This is a genomic window from Streptomyces fungicidicus, from assembly GCF_003665435.1.
Lineage (GTDB): Bacteria > Actinomycetota > Actinomycetes > Streptomycetales > Streptomycetaceae > Streptomyces > Streptomyces fungicidicus.
Map to the genome: position 1 here is coordinate 5,052,928 of NZ_CP023407.1, position 22,330 is coordinate 5,075,257.

The window sequence follows — 22,330 nt, forward strand, 5'->3', positions numbered from 1 at the left end:
ACGAGAGCGGCACACCCCCGCCGGGGGTGTGCCGCTCTCGTACGCGTGTGCGTCAGCCGTGCTTGGCGCGGCTCGCGGCGCGGGCGCGCTCGCGGGCGTCCAGGTTCACCTTGCGGATGCGGACCGCCTCCGGGGTGACCTCCACGCACTCGTCGTCGCGGCAGAACTCCAGGGACTGCTCCAGCGACAGCTTGCGCGGCGGGACGATCGCCTCGAACGAGTCGGCCGAGGACGACCGCATGTTGGTGAGCTTCTTCTCCTTGGTGATGTTCACGTCCATGTCGTCGGAGCGCGAGTTCTCACCGACGATCATGCCCTCGTACACCTCGGTGCCGGGGTCGGTGAACAGCACACCCCGCTCCTGGAGGTTGGTCATCGCGAACGCGGTGACCGCGCCGGCCCGGTCGGCGACCAGGGAGCCGTTGTTACGGGTGGTCAGCGTGCCGAACCAGGGCTCGTGGCCCTCGTGGATGGAGTGGGCGATGCCCGTGCCGCGGGTCTGGGTCAGGAACTCCGTGCGGAAGCCGATCAGACCGCGGGAGGGCACCACGAACTCCATGCGCACCCAGCCCGAGCCGTGGTTGGACATGTTGTCCATGCGGCCCTTGCGGACGCCCATGAGCTGCGTGACCGCGCCCATGTGCTCCTCGGGGACGTCGATCGTCATGCGCTCGACCGGCTCGTGGACCTTGCCGTCGATCTCCTTGGTGACGACCTGCGGCTTGCCGATGGTGAGCTCGAAGCCCTCGCGGCGCATCTGCTCGACCAGGATGGCCAGGGCCAGCTCGCCGCGGCCCTGCACCTCCCAGGCGTCGGGGCGCTCGGTGTCCAGGACGCGGAGCGAGACGTTGCCGATCAGCTCGCGGTCCAGGCGGTCCTTGACCTGGCGGGCGGTGACCTTGCGGTCCTTGACGGCCGCCTTGTTGTCGGCGCCCTTGCCGCTGCCGCCGCGGCCGACCAGCGGGGAGGTGTTGGTGCCGATGGTCATCGAGATGGCCGGCTCGTCCACCGTGATCAGCGGCAGCGGAACGGGGTTCTCCGGGTCGGCCAGGGTCTCGCCGATCATGATGTCCGTGATACCGGCCACGGCGCAGATGTCACCGGGGCCCGCCTTCTCGGCGGGCTTGCGGGTGAGCGCCTCGGTCATCATCAGCTCGGAGATGCGGACGTTGGTCACGGACCCGTCGCGCTTCATCCAGGCGACCGTCTGCCCCTTCTTCAGCTCGCCCTGGTGGACGCGGAGCAGCGCGATGCGGCCGAGGAAGTTGTCGGCGTCCAGGTTGGTCACGTGCGCCTGGAGGGGGGCGCCCTCCTCGTAGGTCGGCGCCGGGATGTGGTCCAGGATCGTCGAGAAGAACGGCTCCAGGCTGGTGGAGTCGGACGGGACGGTGCCGTCGTCGGGCTTGGTGAGGGACGCCACACCGTCCCGGCCGCAGGCGTAGACGATCGGGAACTCGATCTGCTCCTCGTCGGCGTCCAGGTCGAGGAAGAGGTCGTAGGTCTCGTTGACCACCTCGTCGATGCGGGCGTCCGGACGGTCCGTCTTGTTGATGCACAGGATGATCGGCAGCCGCTGCTGGAGCGCCTTGCGCAGCACGAAGCGGGTCTGCGGGAGCGGGCCCTCCGAGGCGTCCACCAGCAGCACCACGCCGTCGACCATCGACAGACCGCGCTCGACCTCGCCGCCGAAGTCGGCGTGGCCGGGGGTGTCGATGATGTTGATCGTGATCGGGTCCCCGCCGGCCTTGGGGTGGTACTTCACCGCCGTGTTCTTGGCGAGGATCGTGATGCCCTTCTCACGCTCCAGGTCGTTCGAGTCCATCATGCGGTCGTCGACCTGGTCGAGCTGGTGCGCGGCGAAGGCGCCAGCCTGCTTGAGCATGCCGTCGACGATGGTCGTCTTGCCGTGGTCGACGTGGGCGACGATGGCGACGTTGCGGATGTCGTGACGCGTAGTTGTCACAGCCATGAAAGGCGTATCTCCCGGAGTGCTGAGGAATGCCCCGCACGAGCGTCTGTGGTGTGCGGGCCCTGCCGGGCTGAACATGCCTCGGCCTCACCCCATGGTACGGGGCCGCCGCGAGGACCGCCGTCGCGAGCTCACCGGCACCAGGAGGCTCCCGAAACCCGCGAAGATCTGTTCGGATATCGGTGTGCTCGCGAACACGTTTCGGACATGTAAAGGAAAAGCTGTCCATAAATGTCCGGATTGCCGTTTTGTGTGGCGAGGTGTCAAGCGCGACCAGGTGTCAATCTTTGCAATTTTCGCTCAAAATATGAACGGTAGGGAGATCCCTATGCCTTCCGCCCTTGACGCGCGTTGACTGTCTTGGCGAAAGTTCCCCCAAACCACAGAACCTGCCGGTATCTGTGCTGCGCTCAACTCTCCAACCCCCCGGGGGACGAACACGATGACCAGTCCAATCAAGGCCGAGGACTCCGGGTCCGCGGCTGTCTTGGACCCTGAGCTCGCGCCGGCCGCTGAAAACACGGCCGCCAAGGGCGTCAAGCAGCCCGAGGGTCGTTCCCCCGGCCAGTTGATGTGGCAGCGCTTCAAGCGCGACCGTACCGGAGTCATCTCCGCGTGCGTGGTGATTTTCTTCTTCGCTGTCTCCGCGCTCGCGCCGCTCATCGCGAAGGTGTACGGCAAGAACCCGTACACGCTGTACGCCCAGGAGCCGGACTTCCCGTTCCTCCTGGACGACTTCGCCATGCCCACCGGTTCCTTCGGCGGCATGTCGGGCGACTTCTGGTTCGGTGTCGAGCCCAAGCTCGGCCGTGACGTCTTCACCATGCTGCTGTACGGCATCCGTACCTCGCTGTACATGGCTGTGGTCGTCACGACACTCTGTGTGCTTACCGGTGTGATCATCGGTATGGTTATGGGCTACTTCGGCGGTCGGGTCGACTACTGGCTGGGCCGGGTCACGGACTTCTTCCTGGCCTTCCCGCAGCAGCTGTTCTTCATCGCCTTCATGCCCGTCGTCACCGCGATGTTCGTCTCCCCGCAGGACGAGACCCCCACCTACCTGCGGGCCGTGGCGATCACCCTGGTGATGTGGTTCCTCGGCTGGATGGGCCTCGCCCGCCTGGTGCGCAGCTCCGTGCTGTCACTGGCGGAGCGGGAGTTCGTCGAGGCGGCCAAGGTGTCCGGAGCCTCTCCGTGGCGCATCGTGCGCAAGGAGATCCTCCCGAACATCGTCACACCGATCCTGGTGCAGGCCACCTACATCCTGCCGAGCACCATCCTCTCCATCGCCTTCCTCTCGTTCATCGGTGTCGGCTTCGTCGAGCCGACCCCGGACTGGGGCCGGATGTTCGCCATCGGCGCCGACGTGTACGAGCAGGATCCGATGTTCATGTTCTTCCCCGGCGTCGCACTGGTGGTCTTCGTGCTCGCCTTCAACCTTCTCGGAGACTCCGTCCGGGACGCATTCGACCCCAAGACCGGACGGTAATCGTCCATTGGTGGTGGGGGAGCTGCCGCCCCCGTGCCGGGCGACCGGACCGCTAGGCAGCACTCGTGGACAACTAATGACAGGTAGGTGCATCGGCATCATGAAGCCCACCAGAACGCGTACCGCGCGTGCCATCGCCGTCGCCATCGTGGCCGGCTCGCTGGCGCTGACCGGCTGCTCCAGCGACAACGGCGGCGGCAGCAAGGGCAAGGACGACTCGAAGAACCAGAAGGACGCCGCCGAGCAGCAGGACCCTGTCGCCTACGGGGACGCCGCCGCCTCCAACGGCCCGGCGGAAGAGGTCGCCGGCGCCAAGTCCGGTGGCTTCATCAACGTCTACATGCAGTCGGACCTGAGCCACCAGGACCCGGGGCAGATCTACGTCAGCGACGCCGGCCAGTTCGCCAACCTGATCCACCGCGGGCTGACGAACTACCAGGAGGACGACGAGGGCAACCTGACCGTCGTCGGTGACATCGCCACCGACTCCGGCCAGTCCTCCGACGGCGGCAAGACCTGGACGTACAAGCTCAAGGACAACATCAAGGACGAGGACGGCAACGCCATCACCTCGGCCGACATCCGTCACACCATCGAGCGCCAGTACTCGAAGGTCATTTTCGACGGCCCGACCTACATCCAGACCTGGCTCTCGGGCGCCGACTACCGCAAGGCGCTGCCGGACGGCCCGTACAAGGGCAAGCACCTGCCGGACTCCGTGCTGGAGACCCCGGACGACAAGACGGTCGTCTTCCACTTCGACCAGCCGCGCCCGGACCTCCCGCAGGCCCTCGCCATGGCCGGCTACGCCATCGTGCCCGAGAAGGCGGACACGAAGGAGAAGTACGACGACGCCCCGAAGTCGCTCGGCCCCTACAAGATCGCCGAGTACAAGCCGGGCAAGTCCATGAAGCTGGTCAAGAACGACCAGTGGGACGCCAAGACGGACTCGGTGCGCCACCAGTACGTCGACGGCTACAACTTCTCCTCGACCATCGACCAGGCCAGCCAGACCAAGCGTCTGATCGCCGACCAGGGCGAGGCCAAGAACGCCATCCAGTTCACCGACTCGGTGGACCCGGCGCAGATGTCCACGGTCATCGGTGACGCCAACGCCAAGAAGCGCACGATCCAGGGTTACCAGCCCTACGTGTGGCAGCTGACCTTCAACCTGGACCGGGTGAAGGACAAGAAGATCCGCGACGCCATCACCTACGCCATCCCGAACCAGTCCATGGTTCAGGCGGACGGTGGCCGTTACGGCGGTGAGGTCGCCGGCGGTCTGCTCGCCCCGACCCTGCCGAACTTCGACCCCGAGTACGACCCGTTCGGCAAGCTGAAGAAGCCCAACGGTGACATCGAGAAGGCCAAGCAGCTGCTGAAGGAGGCGGGTGTCAAGGAGGGCACGAAGCTCACCTACGCCTACTCCAACACCCCGCGCGGCCAGGCCCAGCAGGTCATCATCAAGGACGCCCTGGCCAAGATCGGCCTCGACGTCCAGGCCAAGGAGATCGACCGGGCCAGCTTCTACGAGCAGGTCGGCAAGCTGGACAACCCGTACGACATCTACATGACCGGCTGGGGCCAGGACTGGTCGTCGCCGTCCACGGTCATCACCCCCGTCTACGACGGCACGCAGGTCCAGGACGGTGCGTCGAACTACTCGCACATCGACGACAAGCAGGTCAACGAGCTGATCGAGAAGGCTCTGACGCAGCAGCCCGAGGAGGCCGCCAAGACCTGGGAGCAGGCTCACCACCGCATCGTGGAGGAGATCAACCCGGCTGCCCCGGTCTACTTCTCGAAGCAGATCCAGCTCTACGGCTCGAACATCGGTGGCGCCAAGTACAGCAACGAGTCGAGCTACATCGACATCAACGACCTGTACCTGAAGAAGCCGTAACCCGTCAGCTCGGCTGACCGCGGGGGTGTGCGCCAGGCGGAGCACACCCCCGCGGACGGTACCCCCTCCCTGCCGCCGCGTTTCGAAGAGAGCATCCACCCGCCATGCTTCAGTTCCTCATCCGCAGGCTGATCGGCGCCGTCGTCATCATGTTCCTGATCGGCGCCTTCACGTTCTTCCTGTTCTATACGATCCCTCAGGACTTCGCTGCGCTGTCCTGCGGCAAGAACTGCTCGCCCGAGAACCTCGCCGTGATCCGCGAGAACCTCGGCCTGGACAAGCCCATCACCACCCAGTTCTGGGAGTTCATGACGGGCATCGTCGCGGGGCGGGACTTCGCGACGGGACACTGCTCCGCGCCCTGCCTGGGGCAGTCCTTCGACACCGGTCAGTTCGTCTGGGACTCGATCATCGACCGCTTCCCGCTGACGCTCTCGCTGACCGTCGGCGGCCTGGTGATCTTCCTGATCGTGGGTCTCGGCTCCGGTCTGATGGCCGCCTGGAAGCGCGGCACGTTCACCGACAAGCTGGTCTCCGGCGCCTCGATCGTGCTCAGCTCGTTCCAGATCTACTTCCTCGGCCCGATCGTCCTCGGCATCTTCGTCTACCAGACCGGCTGGGCGGACAACCCGAAGTACGTCTCGCCCTTCGACAACCCGGCCGGCTGGATCGCGGGAATGATCATCCCGTGGGCCGTCATGGCCACCATCTTCACCGCGCAGTACACCCGTATGTCCCGCTCGACCATGATCGAGCAGCTGCAGGAGGAGCACGTCCGCACCGCTCGCGCCAAGGGCATGAAGCAGCGGTACGTCTTCTTCCGCTACGCCTGGCGCGGTTCGCTCATCCCGATCGTCACGATCCTCGGCATCGACCTCAGCGCACTGCTCTCCGGAGCGGTGGTCACCGAGTTCACGTTCGACCTGGCCGGAATCGGCCGTCTCGCGGTGGACTCCTCGCTGACGAAGGACCTGCCGGTGACGATGGGCGTCATGCTGTTCGGGGCGTTCTTCATCCTGCTCCTGAACATCCTCGTGGACCTCGTCTACGCGTACATCGACCCGCGCGTGCGGCTCAGCTAGGAGAAACACCGTGACCACACTGACCAAGACCGAAGGCGAGAAGGCCCCGACCGGGCCGGATTCCTTCCTCTCGGTCCGCGACCTGCGGGTGCGGTTCTCCACCGAGGACGGCATCGTCAAGGCGGTCGACGGGCTGTCCTTCGACGTCGAACGCGGCAAGACCCTGGGCATCGTCGGTGAGTCGGGCTCCGGCAAGTCCGTCACCAACCTGACCGTGCTCGGGCTGCACAACCCCAAGAGCTCCACCGTCGAGGGCGAGATCCTCCTCGAGGGGCAGGACCTCGTCACCGCCTCCGAGAAGGAGATGGAGAAGCTCCGCGGCAACAAGGTCGCGATGATCTTCCAGGACCCGCTGACGGCGCTCTCGCCGTACTACACGGTGGGCCGGCAGATCGCCGAGCCGTACATGAAGCACACCGGCGCCTCCAAGAAGGAGGCCCGGCAGCGGGCGATCGAGATGCTGACCAAGGTCGGCATCCCGCAGCCCAAGACGCGCGTGGACGACTACCCGCACCAGTTCTCCGGCGGCATGCGCCAGCGCGCCATGATCGCCATGGCGCTGGTCTGCGACCCCGACCTGCTGATCGCCGACGAGCCGACCACCGCCCTGGACGTGACCGTCCAGGCGCAGATCCTCGACCTGCTCAAGGACCTCCAGCAGGAGTTCGGCTCCGCGATCATCTTCATCACCCACGACCTCGGCGTCATCTCCGACATGGCCGACGACCTGCTGGTGATGTACTCGGGGCGGGCCGTGGAGCGCGGCACCGTCCGCGAGGTGCTGCGCCGGCCTCAGCACCCCTACACCTGGGGCCTGCTGAGCTCGATGCCGCGTCTCGGGGGCGACACCTCCCAGGCGCTGAACCCGATCCCCGGGTCCCCGCCCAGCCTGCTGAACCCGCCCTCCGGCTGCCCCTTCCACCCGCGCTGCGCCTTCACCGGCGAGGTGCAGGGGGACAGGTGCAGCACCGAGCGCCCGGCGCTCGGCGAGGGCCGCGCCGCCGCCTGCCACCTGACGGCGGAGCAGCAGCAGTCCATATTCATCGACACGATCCAGCCCCGGCTGCGCTAGGGAGAGATCCGAGACATGAGCGACAACCTCACCCTCCCCGCACAGCAGAGCTCCACCGGGGCGTCCACCGAGACGCTGCTGAAGGTGGAGGGACTGACCAAACACTTCCCGATCTACGGCGGCTTCCCGATCAAGCGGAAGGTCGGCGCCGTCCAGGCCGTCGACAACGTCGACCTGACCGTCGGCGTCGGCGAGAGCGTCGGCCTGGTGGGTGAGTCGGGCTGCGGCAAGTCGACCACGGGCCGGCTCATCACCCGGCTCCTGGAGCCGACCGGCGGAAAGATCGAGTACGCGGGCCAGGACATCACGCACGCCAAGCGCAGGCAGCTGGCGCCCGTGCGGTCCGAGATCCAGATGATCTTCCAGGACCCGTACTCCTCGCTGAACCCGCGGCAGACCGTCGGCACGATCATCAAGTCGCCGATGGAGGTCAACGGGATCGACCCGGCGGGCGGCCGGGAGAAGAGGGTCCGCGAGCTGCTCGAGCTCGTCGGCCTCAACCCCGAGCACTACAACCGCTTCCCGCACGAGTTCTCCGGCGGTCAGCGCCAGCGCATCGGCGTCGCCCGCGCGCTCGCGCTCAACCCGAAGCTGATCGTGGCGGACGAGCCGGTCTCGGCGCTGGACGTGTCGATCCAGGCGCAGGTCGTCAACCTGCTCCAGAAGGTCCAGGACGAGCTGGGGATCGCCTTCCTCTTCATCGCCCACGACCTCGCGGTGGTCCGGCACTTCTCGCAGCGCGTGGCCGTGATGTACCTCGGCAAGGTGGTCGAGGTCGGCGACCGGGACTCCATCTACAACCGGCCCCGGCACCCGTACACCCACGCCCTGCTCTCGGCCGTGCCCGAGGTCGCCATGGACGACGAGACGGAGGACCGCGAGCGCATCCGGCTCGCCGGTGACGTGCCCTCGCCGATCATGCCGCCGTCCGGCTGCCGCTTCCGCACCCGGTGCTGGAAGGCGCAGGACAAGTGCGCCACGGAGGAGCCGCCGCTGGTGCAGATCTCCGGCAACCGCGACGGTCACCTGACGGCCTGCCACTTCCCCGAGGACCCCACCACGGAGGCCCGTGACGAGGACGTCGTCCTCGACCCGGCGCTGAAGGCCCTGGAGGACTCGGTCGAGAAGGACTGACGCCCCGTCGTACGCACGAACGGCTGCCGCCCGCCTCCCCGAGAGGCGGGCGGCAGCCGTTTGCCCGTACGGGCGTCTCATACGTGCATACGGCTGGAGTCACCCCCGTACAGGTGCCGTACATGTGCGTGACGCACCCTTTGCCCCGATATTGGCGTAAAGGATCAGCGCACGTACGAGGAGGCACCCGATGCGCGGAGCCACGCACGCCCGACGGGCCGCTTGCGCGATGGCGGTCGCCCTCGCGGCGACGGCCTGCGGCGGAGACGGCGGAGGCGGCGGCAGCGACGCCGGCGCCGTACTGAGCGCCTCCTGGGGCGATCCGCAGAACCCGCTGGAGCCGGCCAACACCAACGAGGTCCAGGGCGGCAAGGTCCTCGACATGATCTTCCGGGGTCTGAAGCGGTACGACCCCAAGACCGGCGAGGCCAAGGACATGCTCGCCGAGAAGATCGACACCTCCGACTCGCAGAACTTCACCGTCACCGTCAAGGACGGCTGGACCTTCAGCAACGGCGAGAAGGTCACCGCCAAGTCCTTCGTCGACGCCTGGAACTACGGCGCGAGCCTGCGGAACAACCAGCGCAACGCCTACTTCTTCGGCTACATCGAGGGGTACGACCAGGTCCACCCCGAGCAGGGCGAGCAGACGTCCGACACCATGTCCGGCCTGAAGGTCACCGGCGACCGGACCTTCACCGTCAAGCTCACCCAGAAGTTCTCGACCTTCCCCGACACCCTCGGCTACAACGCCTTCGCCCCGCTGCCCCAGGCCTTCTTCGACGACCACGCCGCCTGGATCAAGAAGCCCGTCGGCAACGGCCCGTACCTGGTCGACTCGTACACCCGCGGCTCACAGATGGCCCTGCGCAAGTGGAACGACTACCCCGGCTCCGACAAGGCGCAGAACGGCGGCGTCGACCTCAAGGTCTACACCGACGCCAACACCGCCTACACCGACCTGATCGCCGGCAACCTCGACCTCGTCGACGACGTCCCCGCCGCCCAGCTGAAGAACGTCAAGAGCGACCTCGGCGACCGGTACCTCAACACCCCCGCCGGCATCATCCAGACCCTCGCCTTCCCCTTCTACGACGAGGCATGGAACAAGTCCGGCTCGGACAAGGTCCGCAAGGGCCTGTCCATGGCGATCGACCGGGCGCAGATCACCGACACCATCTTCCAGAAGACCCGCACCCCCGCCACCGACTGGACCTCGCCCGTCCTCGGCAAGGACGGCGGCTTCCAGGAGGGTCTGTGCGGCGAGTCCTGCGACTACAAGCCGGACGAAGCCAAGAAGCTCATCCAGGAGGGCGGCGGACTGCCCGGCGGCAAGGTGACCATCACCTACAACGCCGACACCGGCTCCCACCGCGAGTGGGTCGACGCCGTCTGCAACTCCATCAACAAGGCCCTGGACAACGAACGCGCCTGCACCGGAAACCCGGTCGGCACCTTCGCCGACTTCCGCAACCAGATCACCCAGCAGAAGATGAGCGGCCCGTTCCGCGCCGGCTGGCAGATGGACTACCCGCTCATCCAGAACTTCCTCCAGCCGCTCTACTACACCGACGCCTCCTCCAACGACGGCAAGTGGTCGAACAAGCAGTTCGACGACCTGGTGAACCAGGCCAACCGGGAGACCGACAACGCCAAGGCCGTCGGTCTGTTCCAGCAGGCCGAGGGGGTCGTCCGCGACAACATGGCGGCCATCCCGCTCTGGTACCAGAACGGCAGCGCCGGCTGGTCCGACCGGCTCTCCGAGGTCAAGCTCAACCCCTTCAGCGTCCCCGTGTACGACCAGATCAAGGTGAGCTGATCCGCCATGGGACGCTATGTCGTCCGGCGGCTGCTCCAGATGATCCCGGTGTTCATCGGGGCCACGCTGCTGATCTTCCTCATGGTCAACGTGATGGGCGACCCGATCGCCGGGCTGTGCGGCGAGCGGCGCTGCGACCCGGCGACCGCCGCCCAGCTGGAACGGGAGTTCGGGCTCGACAAGCCGGTCTGGCAGCAATACCTGACGTACATGGGGAACGTCTTCACCGGCGACTTCGGCACGGCCTTCAACGGCCAGGAGGTCACCGAGCTGATGGCGACCTCGTTCCCCGTCACCATCCGGCTCACCCTGATCGCGATCCTCTTCGAGATCGTCGTCGGCGTCACCCTCGGCGTGGTCACCGGGCTGCGCAGGGGCCGCCCCGTCGACACCGGCGTGCTGCTCCTCACCCTCGTCGTCATCTCCGTGCCCACCTTCGTCACCGGCCTGCTGCTCCAGCTGCTGCTCGGCGTGAAGTGGGGCTGGATCCGGCCCTCGGTCTCCTCCGAGGCGCCCTTCGACGAGCTGATCCTGCCCGGTCTGGTGCTGGCCTCGGTCTCCCTGGCCTACGTCACCCGGCTGACCCGCACCTCCATCGCGGAGAACCGCCGCTCCGACTACGTGCGCACCGCCATCGCCAAGGGCCTGCCCCGGCACCGGGTGGTCGTCCGGCACCTGCTGCGCAACTCCCTCATCCCCGTGGTCACCTTCATCGGGGCCGACATCGGCTTCCTCATGGGCGGCGCCATCGTCACCGAGCGGATCTTCAACATCCACGGCGTCGGCTACCAGCTCTACCAGGGCATCCTGCGGCAGAACACGCAGACCGTCGTCGGCTTCGTCACCGTGCTGGTGCTGGTGTTCCTGGTCGCCAACCTCGTCGTCGACCTCCTCTACGCCGTACTCGACCCGAGGATCCGCTATGACTGACCAGCACCACGAGCCCGAGCGCGCCATCGCGGGCACCGGAATGGGCGGCACCATGGACCTGGGTGTCGACGAGGCCGAGACCCTGGAGCGGCGGCCGGGCCCGGACGGTCACGGCCCGGAGGGCAAGCCCCGCTCCCTGTGGTCCGACGCCTGGCGCGACCTGCGCCGCAACCCCGTCTTCATCCTCTCCGGCCTGGTCATCCTCTTCCTGGTCTTCATCTCCCTGTGGCCCTCGGCGATCACCTCCGGCAGCCCGCTCCAGTGCGATCTGGCCAAGGCCCAGGAGGGCTCCCAGTCCGGCCATCCCTTCGGCTTCGACGGCCAGGGCTGCGACGTCTACACCCGCACCGTCTACGGCGCCCGCACGTCCGTCGCGGTCGGCGTCCTGGCCACCCTGGGCGTCGCCGTCCTCGGCAGCGTCCTGGGCGCCCTCGCGGGGTTCTTCGGGGGCGTCCCGGACTCCTTCCTGTCCCGGATCACCGACGTCTTCTTCGCCATCCCCGTGGTCCTCGGCGGACTGGTGCTGCTGTCCGTCATCACCAGCAACACCGTCTGGCCCGTCATCGGGTTCATCGTGCTGCTGGGCTGGCCGCAGATCTCCCGCATCGCCCGCGGCGCCGTCATCACCGCCAAGCAGAACGACTACGTCCAGGCCGCGCGGGCGCTCGGCGCCTCCAACTCCCGGCTGGTGCTGCGGCACATCGCGCCCAACGCCGTCGCCCCGGTCATCGTCGTCGCGACCATCGCGCTGGGGACGTACATCGCCCTGGAGGCCACGCTGTCCTACCTCGGCGTCGGTCTGAAGCCGCCCAGCGTCTCCTGGGGCATCGACATCTCCGCGGCCTCCCCGTACATCCGCAACGCCCCGCACGCGCTGCTGTGGCCCTCCGGGGCCCTCGCGATCACCGTGCTGGCGTTCATCATGCTCGGCGACGCGGTGCGCGACGCCCTCGACCCGAAGCTGAGGTGAGCCGCCGTGCTGCTCGAAGTGCGCGACCTGCACGTGGAGTTCCGCACCCGCGACGGGGTCGCCAAGGCCGTCAACGGCGTCAGCTACGGCGTGGACGCCGGCGAGACGCTGGCCGTGCTCGGCGAGTCCGGCTCCGGCAAGTCGGTGACCGCGCAGGCGGTCATGGGCATCCTCGACATCCCGCCCGGCCGGATCACCGGCGGCGAGGTGCTGTTCAACGGCCGGGACCTGCTGAAGCTCAAGGAGGACGAACGCCGCAAGGTCCGGGGCGCCGAGATGGCGATGATCTTCCAGGACGCGCTGTCCTCGCTCAACCCGGTGATCTCCGTCGGCGACCAGCTCGCCGAGATGTTCACCGTGCACCGGGGCATGTCACGCAAGGACGGGCGGGCCAGGGCCGTCGAGCTGATGGACCGGGTGCGCATCCCCGCCGCCCGGGAGCGGGTCAGGCAGTACCCGCACCAGTTCTCCGGCGGCATGCGCCAGCGCATCATGATCGCGATGGCGCTGGCCCTGGAGCCCGCGCTGATCATCGCCGACGAGCCCACCACCGCCCTGGACGTCACCGTCCAGGCCCAGGTCATGGAGCTGCTCGCGGAACTCCAGCGCGAGCTGCACATGGGCCTGATCCTCATCACCCACGACCTGGGCGTGGTCGCCGACGTCGCCGACCGCATCGCCGTGATGTACGCGGGCCGGATCGTCGAGTCCGCCCCCGTGCACGACATCTACAAGGCCCCGGCCCACCCCTACACCCGCGGCCTGCTGGACTCCATCCCGCGCCTGGACCTCAAGGGCCAGGAGCTCTACGCCATCAAGGGGCTGCCGCCCAGCCTCCTGAACATCCCGCCGGGCTGCGCCTTCCACCCCCGCTGCCCGCTCGCCCGCGACGTCTGCCGCACCGACGAACCCCCGCTGTACGAGGTCTCTCGGACGCGGGGGAGCGCCTGCCACTTCTGGAGGGAGTGCCTGCATGGCTGAGCCGATCCTGGAGGTCCGCGACCTGGTCAAGCACTACCCGCTGACCCGGGGCATCCTGATCCGCAAGCAGGTCGGCGCCGTACGGGCGGTCGACGGCGTGGACTTCGCGCTCGGCCGGGGCGAGACGCTCGGCATCGTCGGGGAGTCCGGCTGCGGCAAGTCGACGGTCGCGAAGATGCTGGTCAACCTGGAACGCCCGACGTCCGGTTCGATCCGCTACAAGGGCGAGGACATCACCCGGCTGTCAGGCCGCGCGCTGAAGGCCGTGCGCCGCAACATCCAGATGGTCTTCCAGGACCCGTACACCTCGCTCAACCCCCGGATGACGGTGGGCGACATCATCGGGGAGCCGTACGACATCCACCCCGAGGCGGCGCCCAAGGGCGACCGGCGCCGCAGGGTGCGGGAGCTGCTGGACGTCGTCGGCCTCAACCCGGAGTACATCAACCGCTACCCGCACCAGTTCTCCGGCGGCCAGCGCCAGCGCATCGGCATCGCGCGGGGCCTGGCGCTGCGCCCCGAGGTGATCGTCGCCGACGAACCGGTCTCCGCGCTGGACGTCTCGGTGCAGGCCCAGGTCGTCAACCTGATGGACCGGCTGCAGTCCGAGTTCGGCCTGGCGTACGTGTTCATCGCGCACGACCTGTCGATCGTCCGTCACATCTCCGACCGGGTCGGGGTGATGTACCTCGGCCGGATCGTGGAGACCGGGACGGACACCGAGATCTACGAACACCCCACGCACCCCTACACCCAGGCCCTGCTCTCCGCCGTGCCCGTGCCGGACCCGGCGGCCCGGGAGCACCGGGAGCGGATCATCCTCACCGGCGACGTCCCGTCGCCCACCAGCATCCCCTCGGGCTGCCGCTTCCGCACCCGCTGCTGGAAGGCGCAGGAGCGCTGCGCCGTGGAGGTGCCGGCGCTCGCGGTGCCCGAGTGGTTCCGCACGGCCGGCGGTCCGGCGGCCCACGACTCGGCCTGCCACTTCGCCGCCGAGAAGCAGGTGGTGCCCGTCGACGAGGACGGCGGCGGGCCGGGGTGACATGGCGGCACCCCGGCCCGTTTACGGCACCCGCACGGCCGTACGCAGTCCAGCGTCGCGTGTCCGTATATCGGAACCGCTTCCGCCGGGTTGCGTGTCCGTTAACGCGGTTCTTCCCCGTTCGGGAGGTTCAACGACCGCTTCAGGAAGTCCAGTTGCAGACGGAGAAGATTCTCGGCGACCTCCTCCTGCGGGGTCATGTGGGTGACGCCGGACAGCGGCAGCACCTCGTGGGGGCGGCCGGCGGCCAGCAGGGCGGAGGAGAGCCGCAGCGAGTGGGCGACCACCACGTTGTCGTCCGCCAGCCCGTGAATGATCATCATCGGGCGGTGCGGCCGGGCGGCGTCGACCAGGCCCGCGTCGTCGATCACCGAGTTGCGGCGGTAGACCTCCGGCTGCTCGTCCGGGTGGCCGACGTAGCGTTCCTGGTAGTGGGTGTCGTAGAGCCGGAGGTCGGTGACCGGGGCGCCCACCACCGCCGCGTGGAAGACGTCGGGGCGGCGCAGGGCGGCGAGTGCCGCCAGGTATCCGCCGAAGGACCAGCCCCGGACGGCGACCCGGCCGAGGTCGAGCGGGAAGTCGGCGGCGAGCGCCCGGAGCGCGTCCACCTGGTCCTCGACCACGACGGCGGCGATGTCGTCCTTGACGGACTTCTCCCACGCCGGCGAGCGGCCCGGCGTGCCGCGTCCGTCCGCGACGATCACGGCGAACCCCTGGTCGGCGAACCACTGCGAGGTCAGATGCGGGTTGTGGGCGGCGAGCACCCGCTGTCCGTGCGGGCCACCGTAGGGGTCCATGAGCACCGGCAGAAGGGTGTCCCCGGCGTAGTCCCGAGGCATAAGCACGGCGCACGGAATACGGCGTGCGCCCCCCTGGGTCAGCGTCACGCGGGGGGACAAACCGGGGTCTTCGGCGTACGAGGGGACGGTGGCCGTCGCTTTCCCGTCACGCAGGACCTGGACCCGGGAACCTGGCCGGTCCGGTGTCGCGGAGACCAGCACGGTCACGCCCCCGGCGCGTACCGCCGAGTGCACGCCGGGCTCCTGGGAGACGCGTTCCACGCCGAGTTCGTTCACCCGGTACACGTGCACCTCGCCGGTCTCCGGACCTGCCGCCTCCTCGCCCGCTGACGCCGAGACCAGCACGTCGCCGTCCGAGACGTCGACTACCGCACGGATGTGCAACTGCGGTCCGGTGAGCGGGCGTTCACCGACGGCGAGGCGCCGCGCGCCCCCCTCGTCCGCGATCCGCACCAACTGCCCGGAGGGGCTCCAGCAGGGCACCCCGGGGAAAAGTTCCAGCCAACTTGGATCTTCGTCGGCGTGCACCATCCGGGTCGCCCCGGAGTCCGGGTCCACGGCCAGGATCAGCTGGGCGCGCTGATCGCGCGCCTGGACGAGCAGCAGCGGGGCGCCCGCCGCTGACCAGTGCACATGTGCCAGATACGGGTAGCGCGCACGGTCCCAGGAGACCTCGGTGCGGGTGCCGTCGAGGGTGACCACGAACAGCCGCACGTCCGCGTTCGGGGTGCCCGCCGCCGGGTACGCCACCCGCTGCGGCTCCCGGTCCGGCCGCGCCGGATCGGAGATCCACCAGCGCCGTACCGGCGTGTCGTCCACCCGCGCCACCAGCAGCCGGTCCGACTCCGGAGCCCACCAGAAGCCCCGTGAGCGGCCCATCTCCTCGGCCGCGATGAACTCCGCCAGACCGTAGGTGACGCCCTCCGACTCCGGCGCCGCGAGCGCCCTGTCGTCCGCGCCCTCGGCCCCCACCACCCGCAACGCGCCCCGGGCGACGTACGCGACCTGCCGACCGTCGGGCGACGGACGGGGATCGATCACCTGGCCGGGCGTGGGCAGTTCGCGTGCCGTCCCGGCCCGCAGCTCGGCCGCGAAGAGCCGCCCCGACAAGGCGAAAGACGCCAGCTCGACGGCGGCGTCGGTGGCGTAGCCGACGATGCCGGCACCGCCCTCACGGCTCCGCTCGCGGCGCGCCCGCTCCTCGGCGGAGAGGTTCTCCAGGGCCCCGCCGAGGAGGGCGCGCGGGTCGGCCGCCACGCGCTCCCCGCCCCCTTCGGTGTCGAGGACCCACAGGGAATGAGCCCGGTCCGTACCCGAACCGGAGCGCAGGAACACGACCCGTGAACCGTCGGGAGCCACGCTGAACGAACGCGGCGCGCCGAGGGTGAAGCGCAGGGTGCGGGCGTGCCGCCGGGGGAAGGAGTCAGCATCGGTCGTCATGCCCTGACCATATTGGCCATGCGCCCCCTTGTGCGGCCGTGCGCCGACCGATGCGCACGTACACATAGTTATGATCGTTAGCGCATAGTGGGTATGAACCTGCTGGCTGCTGTGTGGCTATATGACTGCCCCCATGTTCCTACGTCTTCCTACCCCCGCGCCCTGGGACCTTTGGAGGTGAACCGCCGTGGCACTCTCGATTTCGGCGGTGGTGCTGCTGGCGATCATCGTCTTCTTGCTGGTCAAGAAGTCGGGCCTGAAGGCAGGGCACGCCGTCGTGTGCATGCTGCTCGGCTTCTACCTCGCCTCGTCGACGATGGCGCCCACGATCAGTGAGCTGACGAACAACCTCGCGGGGATGATCGGCAGTCTCAACTTCTGAGTCCTGTCTTCCGGCCGGGCCCGTGGCACGTCCCGGGACCCAGCCGGAGTCCACGTCCCGTCCGTCCTCCCCCTTCTCGTGCCCCGCACCGTGCGCCGTAAGCGCCGGGCCGGCGACACGGGAGGGGAGGACGGAGGGTCGTTCCGTGCCGAGCCCTCGCGTGTTACCGGTGGGTACGCGATGATGGCGGCGACCATCCACGTGTGCACGGGCGGAGCCGACGGTGACGACTTTCGAGGAACAGACCAGGGTGCACGCCTTCCGGGACGACGCCCTCGGCGACCATGACGCCGTCGGCCTCGCCGGGGCGATCCGCCGCGGCGAGGTCGGCGCCGCCGAGGCCGCCCGCGACGCGGCGGCCCGGGTCGCGGCCGTCGAGGGCCGGCTCCACGCCGTCCAGGTCCACCTCGACGTTCCGGCCCACGGCTCCGGGAGCGGCGCCCTCGCCGGGGTGCCGACCTTCGTCAAGGACAACACCGACTACCAGGGGCTCCCCACCGGGCACGGCAGCGCCGCGTTCGCGCCGAGGGCCGCGCGGCGGCACGCCCCGTTCACCCGTCAGTTCCTGAGCACCGGGGTCACGGTGCTCGGCAAGACCCGGCTGCCCGAGTTCGGGTTCAGCCCCACCACGGAGTACGAGGACGCCGAGCCGGTCCGCAACCCGTGGCACACCGGTCACTCGGCCGGCGGGTCCTCCGGCGGCAGCGCGGCACTCGTCGCCGCCGGGGCGGTGCCGCTCGCGCACGCCAACGACGGCGGAGGCTCGATCCGGATCCCCGCCGCCTGCTGCGGACTCGTCGGCCTGAAGCCCACCCGCGGCCGGGTGGTCGCGAACGCGCAGGGCCGCCGGCTTCCGATCGACCTGGTCACCGACGGCGTGCTGAGCCGCTCGGTACGGGACAGCGCGGCCTTCCTCGCGGCGGCCGAACAGCACTGGCGGAACCCGAAGCTGCCGCCCGTGGGCCTCGTGGAGGGCCCTTCGGGCCGCCGGCTGCGCGTCGGGCTCCTCGTGGACTCCCCGAACGGCGTCCACTCCGACGCCGGCACCCGGGCGGCCGTCACGGAGACGGCCGAGCGCCTGGAGCGGCTCGGGCACACCGTGCAGCCGGTGGAGCTCTCCCTCGACCCGCACTTCACCGAGGACTTCCTCACGTACTGGGGCCTGCTGTCGTTCCTGCTCGGCGCCACCGGCGGAACCCTCGGCGCGGACTTCGACCGGCGCCGCATGGACGGGCTGAGCCGGGGCCTGCGCGAGATGTACGTGGGGAGGTGGAGGCGGACGCCGGGCGTGCTGCGCAGGCTTAGGTGTACGCGGGAGGCGTACGCGGCGGGCTTCCGGGGCCTCGACGTGATCCTCTCCCCGGTGCTCGCCACGACCACGCCACCGCTCGGCCACCTCAGCCCGGCCGTCCCCTACGTCACGCTGATCGAACGCATCCTCGCGTACGTGGCGTTCACCCCGGTGAACAACGTCGTCGGAACCCCGTCGATCTCCGTACCGGCCGCGACCACGACGTCGGACGGGCTCCCGATCGGCGTCATGTTCTCCGGCCGCCCGGGCGCGGAGCGCACGCTCCTGGAGCTGGCGTTCGAGCTGGAGGCCGACCAGCCGTTCCGCCGCCTCCAGGACGCCTGACGGGGCTGAAGGGGGCGGGCAGCGGCGGGCAGGGTCCCGCACCTCATAGGGTGGACTCCATGACGGAACTGCCCTCCCGGCGTCTGCTGCTGGTGCACGCCCACCCGGACGACGAGTCGATCAACAACGGCGCGACCATGGCCCGGTACGCCGCCGAGGGCGCCCATGTGACGCTGGTCACCTGCACGCTCGGTGAGCGGGGCGAGGTCATCCCGCGGGAGTTGCGGCATCTGAGCGGCGCCGCCCTCGGCGGACACCGGCTCGGGGAGCTGAAGGACGCGATGCGGGCGCTCGGGGTCACCGACTTCCGGCTGCTCGGCGGGGCCGGGCGGTACTGCGACTCCGGAATGATGGGACTGCCGGACAACGACGACGCCGGCTGCTTCTGGCAGGCCGACGTCGACCAGGCCGCCGGGCTGCTCGCCGAGGTGATCCTCGAGACCCGCCCCCAGGTGCTCGTCACCTACGACGACGACGGCGGCTACGGCCACCCCGACCACATCCAGGCCCACCGCGTCGCCATGCGCGCCGTCGAGCTCGCCGCGGCCGCGGGCTGGGACATCCCCAAGGTCTACTGGAACCGCGTGCCCCGGTCCGTCGCCGAGGAGGCCTTCGCCCGGCTCGACACCGACCTCGCCGGACTGCCCTTCGACAAGGCGGGCGCCCTCGACGACGTACCCGGCGTCGTCGACGACGCGCAGGTCACCACCGCGGTCGACGGCACCGCGCACGCCGCCGCCAAGGCCGCCGCGATGCGCGCCCACGCCACGCAGATCACCGTCGCCGAACCGTACTTCGCGCTCTCCAACGAGCTCGCCCAGCCCCTCTTCACCACCGAGTACTACGAACTGGTGCGCGGGGAGCGTCCCGCGGGGCGGGAGAGCGACCTGTTCGCCGGGACCGGGGAGGCGTCGTGAGCGGCAGGTCGCCCTCCGCGCTCGCCCAGCCGCTGCGGCCGCCCTCCGCCGGGCGGGTCGTCGCCTGCCTCGGACTGCTGCTGCTCGGGGCCGTGGTCGGGGTGGCCGGGGCCCTGCTGCAGCCGGCCTGGTTCCCCGGCGGGCTGCTGCTCGCCCTCGCCGGTGAGGCCGGGCTGGTCCTGGGCGCCACCCGCGCCCTCCGCAGCCGTGCCGGAGGCGCCTGGGCCGCGGCAGGCTGGATGCTCGTCGTCGTCCTGCTCACCGCCAGCCGGCCGGAGGGGGACTTCCTGTTCGCCGCGGGCGGCGGCTCGTACCTCTTCCTCCTCGGCGGCATCGCCGTGGCTGTGATCTGCGCCACCCTTGCCCCGGGAAGGCAACCGGGCGGCGGCCCCGCCCGACTTGGCAAGTGACGTACTACTTCGCCGTGTCATGGGCGTGCGGGTCCGGTGTGGGTTTCCCCGGCGGTACTGGGATACGGGCCGGATATGGCCAGTAAGGTGGTGCGCGCCGCCGAGCCTCCCTCGAACCCTCGGCTTCGCCCGAGCAGGGGGGACCCCCACCGTGAGGTCGTGACGGGCGGCGGAGCCAACCGGGAGAACCTGCCTTGAGTCGTGAAACTGACACTCCGTCCTCCGGGCCCAACGGGCGCGGTGGAGCCGCCTACCCGTCGGGCACCCCGCCCTACGGGATCCCGGCGATTCCGGACGAGGGTACGGACGCGGGCCGTTCGGCCGCGCGGCCGGAGGAACGCAAGACCGAGACCACGCTGACGACGCGCATCCGCATCAACATCCCCGGATCGCGCCCCATCCCGCCGGTCGTCGTGCGCAAGCCCGTCACGGACGCGGACAGCAAGGGCACCACCGACGCCGAGACGCCGTCCCCGGCGCCGGCACCCGAACCGGCCGAGCCCCCCGCTCCGTCCGCGCCCGCCGGCCAGCAGCAGGCCCCCGGCGACAAGCCGGCCAGTGACTGGTTCGCGCCGCGCAAGTCGGGCGGGGGCAAGGGCGGTCCGGGCGGCGCCCCCGCCAACGGCGCGGCCGCGCCGGGCGGTTCGGCGGCTGCCGCGGGCGGTGCCGCGCCGCCCCCCGGCGGCGCACGGCCGGGTGCCGGACGCCCCGGTGGCGCGAGCACGCCGGGCGGCCCCGTCCTCGGCGGCGCGAAGGCCTCCGGGCCCACCGGCGCGACCGGTGCGACCGGCGGCCCGGTGGCCCCCGGCCACGGCGGCGGCACGGGCTCCTTCGACGTGACCGAGGCCCTGGGCGGCGGCCCGTCGGGCGCGGCACGCGGCGGTGAGCCGCGCCGCGACGACCTGCCCTTCTTCGCGGACGAGGCGCCTCAGCCCGGCCAGTCCGGTCCGCGCGGCCCGCAGGGCCCCTCGGGCCCCACCGGCGGACCGGTGACCGGCACCACCTCCGTCCCGCCCCCGGTGGGCAAGCTGCCCGGCGCTTCCCGCGGTACGGGCGCTCCCGCCCTCCCGGTGCGCTCCGGCGCCCAGCCGGCCCCGGGCAGCCCCGCGATCTTCGCCGACCAGGGCGGCTCTTCCGGCAACCCGGGCCCCGGCGGCGGTCTGAGCGACGACACGGCGATCCTCACCCCGCAGCGGCCCGCCGAGCCCGGCACCCCGGGCTACGGACCCCGCCACGACAACGTCTCCGGGCACACCGTCACCAGCGGCATCCCGGTCGTCCCGCCGGGCGAGTCCTTCAACGCCCCCGGCGGCCCGGCCGGCGGTCCGCCGACGCACACGCCCCCGAAGCTGCCCGAGCCGGTCTCCCCGCCTCCGGCGGGCTCCTCGAAGCCGGCGAAGAAGAAGGGGCGCAACAAGCTCGTCCTGCTCTGCGGCTGCGTGGTCTTCCTCGCCGGTGTCGCCTACGGCGCCGGCCTGCTGATGAACAGCTCCGACGTGCCGAAGGGCACCACCGTGCTCGGCGTCGACATCGGCGGCGGCACCCGCGACGATGCCGTGAAGAAGCTCGACGCGGCGCTCGACGAGCGGGTGAACAAGCCGCTGAAGCTGTCGGTCGACGGCAAGACGGTGGAACTGCAGCCGGACAACGCCGGCCTGCAGGTCGACACCGCCGCCACCGTCGGCGCGGCCGCCACCAGCGACTACAACCCGGTCAACGTCATCGGCTCCCTCATCGGGCAGCAGCGCGTCGTCGACCCGGTCATGCCCGTCGACGAGGAGAAGCTCCAGGCGGCCCTGGAGAACGCGGCCGGCGGCGCCGGCTCGGTGACCGAGGGCTCGATCAAGTTCGAGTCCGGCAAGGCCGTCCCCGTCTATCCCAAGGCGGGCCAGGGAGTCGACGTCGCCAAGGCGACCGACGTGGTGTCGCAGGCGTACCGCACGCAGGTCGAGACCGGCGCCGCGGGCTCGGTGAACGTCCCGACGGCCGTCCAGCAGCCGAAGGTCACCAAGGCCGAGGTGGACCGGATGGTGAAGGAGTTCGCCGAACCGGCCATGTCGGCCAACGTGGTCGTGCGGACCGACGCGGCGCACACGATCGAGATGAGCCCCGAGAAGTCGCTCTGGAAGTTCCTCGCGGTCCAGAACGTCAACGGCAAGCTGGTCGACAAGCCCGACCTGAAGGCCCTGGAGGAGCTGTACGGCCAGACGTTCGACGGTGTGCTCATCACCCGGGGCAACGGCAAGAAGACGGCCGTCACCCCGCAGGACGTCTACGTCGCCCTCCGCCAGGCGCTGCTCAGCAAGACCGAGCGGGTCGCCGTCATCGAGACGGACCCCAGCTGACGCGGTCAC

At 69.8% G+C, this 22,330-nt stretch carries 17 protein-coding genes; 15 read left to right on the forward strand and 2 right to left on the reverse strand.

Annotation, left to right across the window (positions count from 1 at the left end; genetic code table 11):
* Positions 1-52 precede the first annotated feature (52 nt).
* On the reverse strand, positions 53-1,969 hold the full coding sequence (gene typA / locus CNQ36_RS23225) for a translational GTPase TypA (RefSeq protein ID WP_121547412.1): 1,917 nt from the start codon (positions 1,967-1,969) through the stop codon (positions 53-55).
* A 442-nt stretch (positions 1,970-2,411) separates the two neighbouring features.
* On the opposite strand from typA, the gene CNQ36_RS23230 reads away from it, so the two are divergent.
* The 10 genes from CNQ36_RS23230 to CNQ36_RS23275 all read left to right on the forward strand — a co-directional run bounded on the left by CNQ36_RS23230 (position 2,412) and on the right by CNQ36_RS23275 (position 14,391).
* Complete coding sequence (locus CNQ36_RS23230; protein ID WP_004926191.1) at positions 2,412-3,458, forward strand: ABC transporter permease; 1,047 nt, start codon at positions 2,412-2,414, stop codon at positions 3,456-3,458.
* A gap of 100 nt (positions 3,459-3,558) precedes the next feature.
* Entirely contained in the window at positions 3,559-5,361 is a 1,803-nt protein-coding gene (locus tag CNQ36_RS23235; RefSeq protein WP_121547413.1) for an ABC transporter substrate-binding protein, read from the forward strand.
* A 104-nt stretch (positions 5,362-5,465) separates the two neighbouring features.
* Complete coding sequence (locus CNQ36_RS23240) at positions 5,466-6,443, forward strand: ABC transporter permease (RefSeq protein ID WP_004926182.1); 978 nt, start codon at positions 5,466-5,468, stop codon at positions 6,441-6,443.
* 10 nt (positions 6,444-6,453) lie between these two features.
* Positions 6,454-7,515, forward strand: a complete 1,062-nt coding sequence (locus tag CNQ36_RS23245) for an ABC transporter ATP-binding protein (RefSeq protein WP_040906198.1) — start codon at positions 6,454-6,456, stop codon at positions 7,513-7,515.
* 15 nt (positions 7,516-7,530) lie between these two features.
* Positions 7,531-8,649: an ABC transporter ATP-binding protein gene (locus CNQ36_RS23250; RefSeq protein ID WP_004926179.1), complete on the forward strand. Its 1,119-nt coding sequence runs from the start codon at positions 7,531-7,533 to the stop codon at positions 8,647-8,649.
* Between the two features lie 190 nt (positions 8,650-8,839).
* On the forward strand, positions 8,840-10,468 hold the full coding sequence (locus CNQ36_RS23255; protein WP_121547414.1) for a peptide ABC transporter substrate-binding protein: 1,629 nt from the start codon (positions 8,840-8,842) through the stop codon (positions 10,466-10,468).
* A 6-nt stretch (positions 10,469-10,474) separates the two neighbouring features.
* Positions 10,475-11,398 carry an ABC transporter permease gene (locus CNQ36_RS23260; RefSeq protein WP_004926172.1) on the forward strand — a complete coding sequence of 308 codons (924 nt, stop codon included), beginning with the start codon at positions 10,475-10,477 and terminating at the stop codon, positions 11,396-11,398.
* Positions 11,391-12,368 (forward strand): ABC transporter permease, encoded by a 978-nt coding sequence (locus CNQ36_RS23265; protein ID WP_004926170.1) that lies wholly within the window; start codon positions 11,391-11,393, stop codon positions 12,366-12,368. Before CNQ36_RS23260 ends, CNQ36_RS23265 begins: the two co-directional genes overlap by 8 nt.
* Before the next feature lie 6 nt (positions 12,369-12,374).
* The gene (locus CNQ36_RS23270) at positions 12,375-13,349 is read left to right on the forward strand and encodes an ABC transporter ATP-binding protein (protein ID WP_121547415.1); all 975 of its coding nucleotides are present in this window, start codon (positions 12,375-12,377) and stop codon (positions 13,347-13,349) included.
* The gene (locus CNQ36_RS23275; protein WP_121547416.1) at positions 13,342-14,391 is read left to right on the forward strand and encodes an ABC transporter ATP-binding protein; all 1,050 of its coding nucleotides are present in this window, start codon (positions 13,342-13,344) and stop codon (positions 14,389-14,391) included. The genes CNQ36_RS23270 and CNQ36_RS23275 overlap by 8 nt, the downstream gene beginning before the upstream one ends.
* A gap of 101 nt (positions 14,392-14,492) precedes the next feature.
* Here CNQ36_RS23275 and CNQ36_RS23280 read toward each other — a convergent pair whose 3' ends face one another.
* Complete coding sequence (locus CNQ36_RS23280; RefSeq protein ID WP_121547417.1) at positions 14,493-16,631, reverse strand: S9 family peptidase; 2,139 nt, start codon at positions 16,629-16,631, stop codon at positions 14,493-14,495.
* 187 nt (positions 16,632-16,818) lie between these two features.
* On the opposite strand from CNQ36_RS23280, the gene CNQ36_RS23285 reads away from it, so the two are divergent.
* The 5 genes from CNQ36_RS23285 to CNQ36_RS23305 all read left to right on the forward strand — a co-directional run bounded on the left by CNQ36_RS23285 (position 16,819) and on the right by CNQ36_RS23305 (position 22,321).
* A complete protein-coding gene (locus tag CNQ36_RS23285) occupies positions 16,819-17,013 on the forward strand; it encodes a hypothetical protein (protein ID WP_004926162.1) in 195 nt (64 codons plus the stop codon).
* A gap of 223 nt (positions 17,014-17,236) precedes the next feature.
* Positions 17,237-18,649 (forward strand): amidase, encoded by a 1,413-nt coding sequence (locus CNQ36_RS23290; protein WP_121547418.1) that lies wholly within the window; start codon positions 17,237-17,239, stop codon positions 18,647-18,649.
* A 59-nt stretch (positions 18,650-18,708) separates the two neighbouring features.
* Positions 18,709-19,566: an N-acetyl-1-D-myo-inositol-2-amino-2-deoxy-alpha-D-glucopyranoside deacetylase gene (gene mshB / locus CNQ36_RS23295; RefSeq protein WP_121547419.1), complete on the forward strand. Its 858-nt coding sequence runs from the start codon at positions 18,709-18,711 to the stop codon at positions 19,564-19,566.
* Positions 19,563-19,976 (forward strand): DUF6113 family protein, encoded by a 414-nt coding sequence (locus CNQ36_RS23300; protein ID WP_040906196.1) that lies wholly within the window; start codon positions 19,563-19,565, stop codon positions 19,974-19,976. Before mshB ends, CNQ36_RS23300 begins: the two co-directional genes overlap by 4 nt.
* 194 nt (positions 19,977-20,170) lie before the next feature.
* Complete coding sequence (locus tag CNQ36_RS23305; protein ID WP_121547420.1) at positions 20,171-22,321, forward strand: hypothetical protein; 2,151 nt, start codon at positions 20,171-20,173, stop codon at positions 22,319-22,321.
* Positions 22,322-22,330 lie beyond the last annotated feature (9 nt).

Coding starts and splice junctions, on each gene's coding strand:
- CNQ36_RS23260 (WP_004926172.1), top strand. CDS start 10,475: ATGGGACGCTATGTCGTCCGGCGGCTGCTCCAGATGATCCCGGTGTTC.
- mshB (WP_121547419.1), top strand. CDS start 18,709: ATGACGGAACTGCCCTCCCGGCGTCTGCTGCTGGTGCACGCCCACCCG.
- CNQ36_RS23255 (WP_121547414.1), top strand. CDS start 8,840: ATGCGCGGAGCCACGCACGCCCGACGGGCCGCTTGCGCGATGGCGGTC.
- CNQ36_RS23240 (WP_004926182.1), top strand. CDS start 5,466: ATGCTTCAGTTCCTCATCCGCAGGCTGATCGGCGCCGTCGTCATCATG.
- CNQ36_RS23250 (WP_004926179.1), top strand. CDS start 7,531: ATGAGCGACAACCTCACCCTCCCCGCACAGCAGAGCTCCACCGGGGCG.
- CNQ36_RS23280 (WP_121547417.1), bottom strand. CDS start 16,631: ATGACGACCGATGCTGACTCCTTCCCCCGGCGGCACGCCCGCACCCTG.
- CNQ36_RS23235 (WP_121547413.1), top strand. CDS start 3,559: ATGAAGCCCACCAGAACGCGTACCGCGCGTGCCATCGCCGTCGCCATC.
- CNQ36_RS23230 (WP_004926191.1), top strand. CDS start 2,412: ATGACCAGTCCAATCAAGGCCGAGGACTCCGGGTCCGCGGCTGTCTTG.
- CNQ36_RS23265 (WP_004926170.1), top strand. CDS start 11,391: ATGACTGACCAGCACCACGAGCCCGAGCGCGCCATCGCGGGCACCGGA.
- CNQ36_RS23275 (WP_121547416.1), top strand. CDS start 13,342: ATGGCTGAGCCGATCCTGGAGGTCCGCGACCTGGTCAAGCACTACCCG.
- typA (WP_121547412.1), bottom strand. CDS start 1,969: ATGGCTGTGACAACTACGCGTCACGACATCCGCAACGTCGCCATCGTC.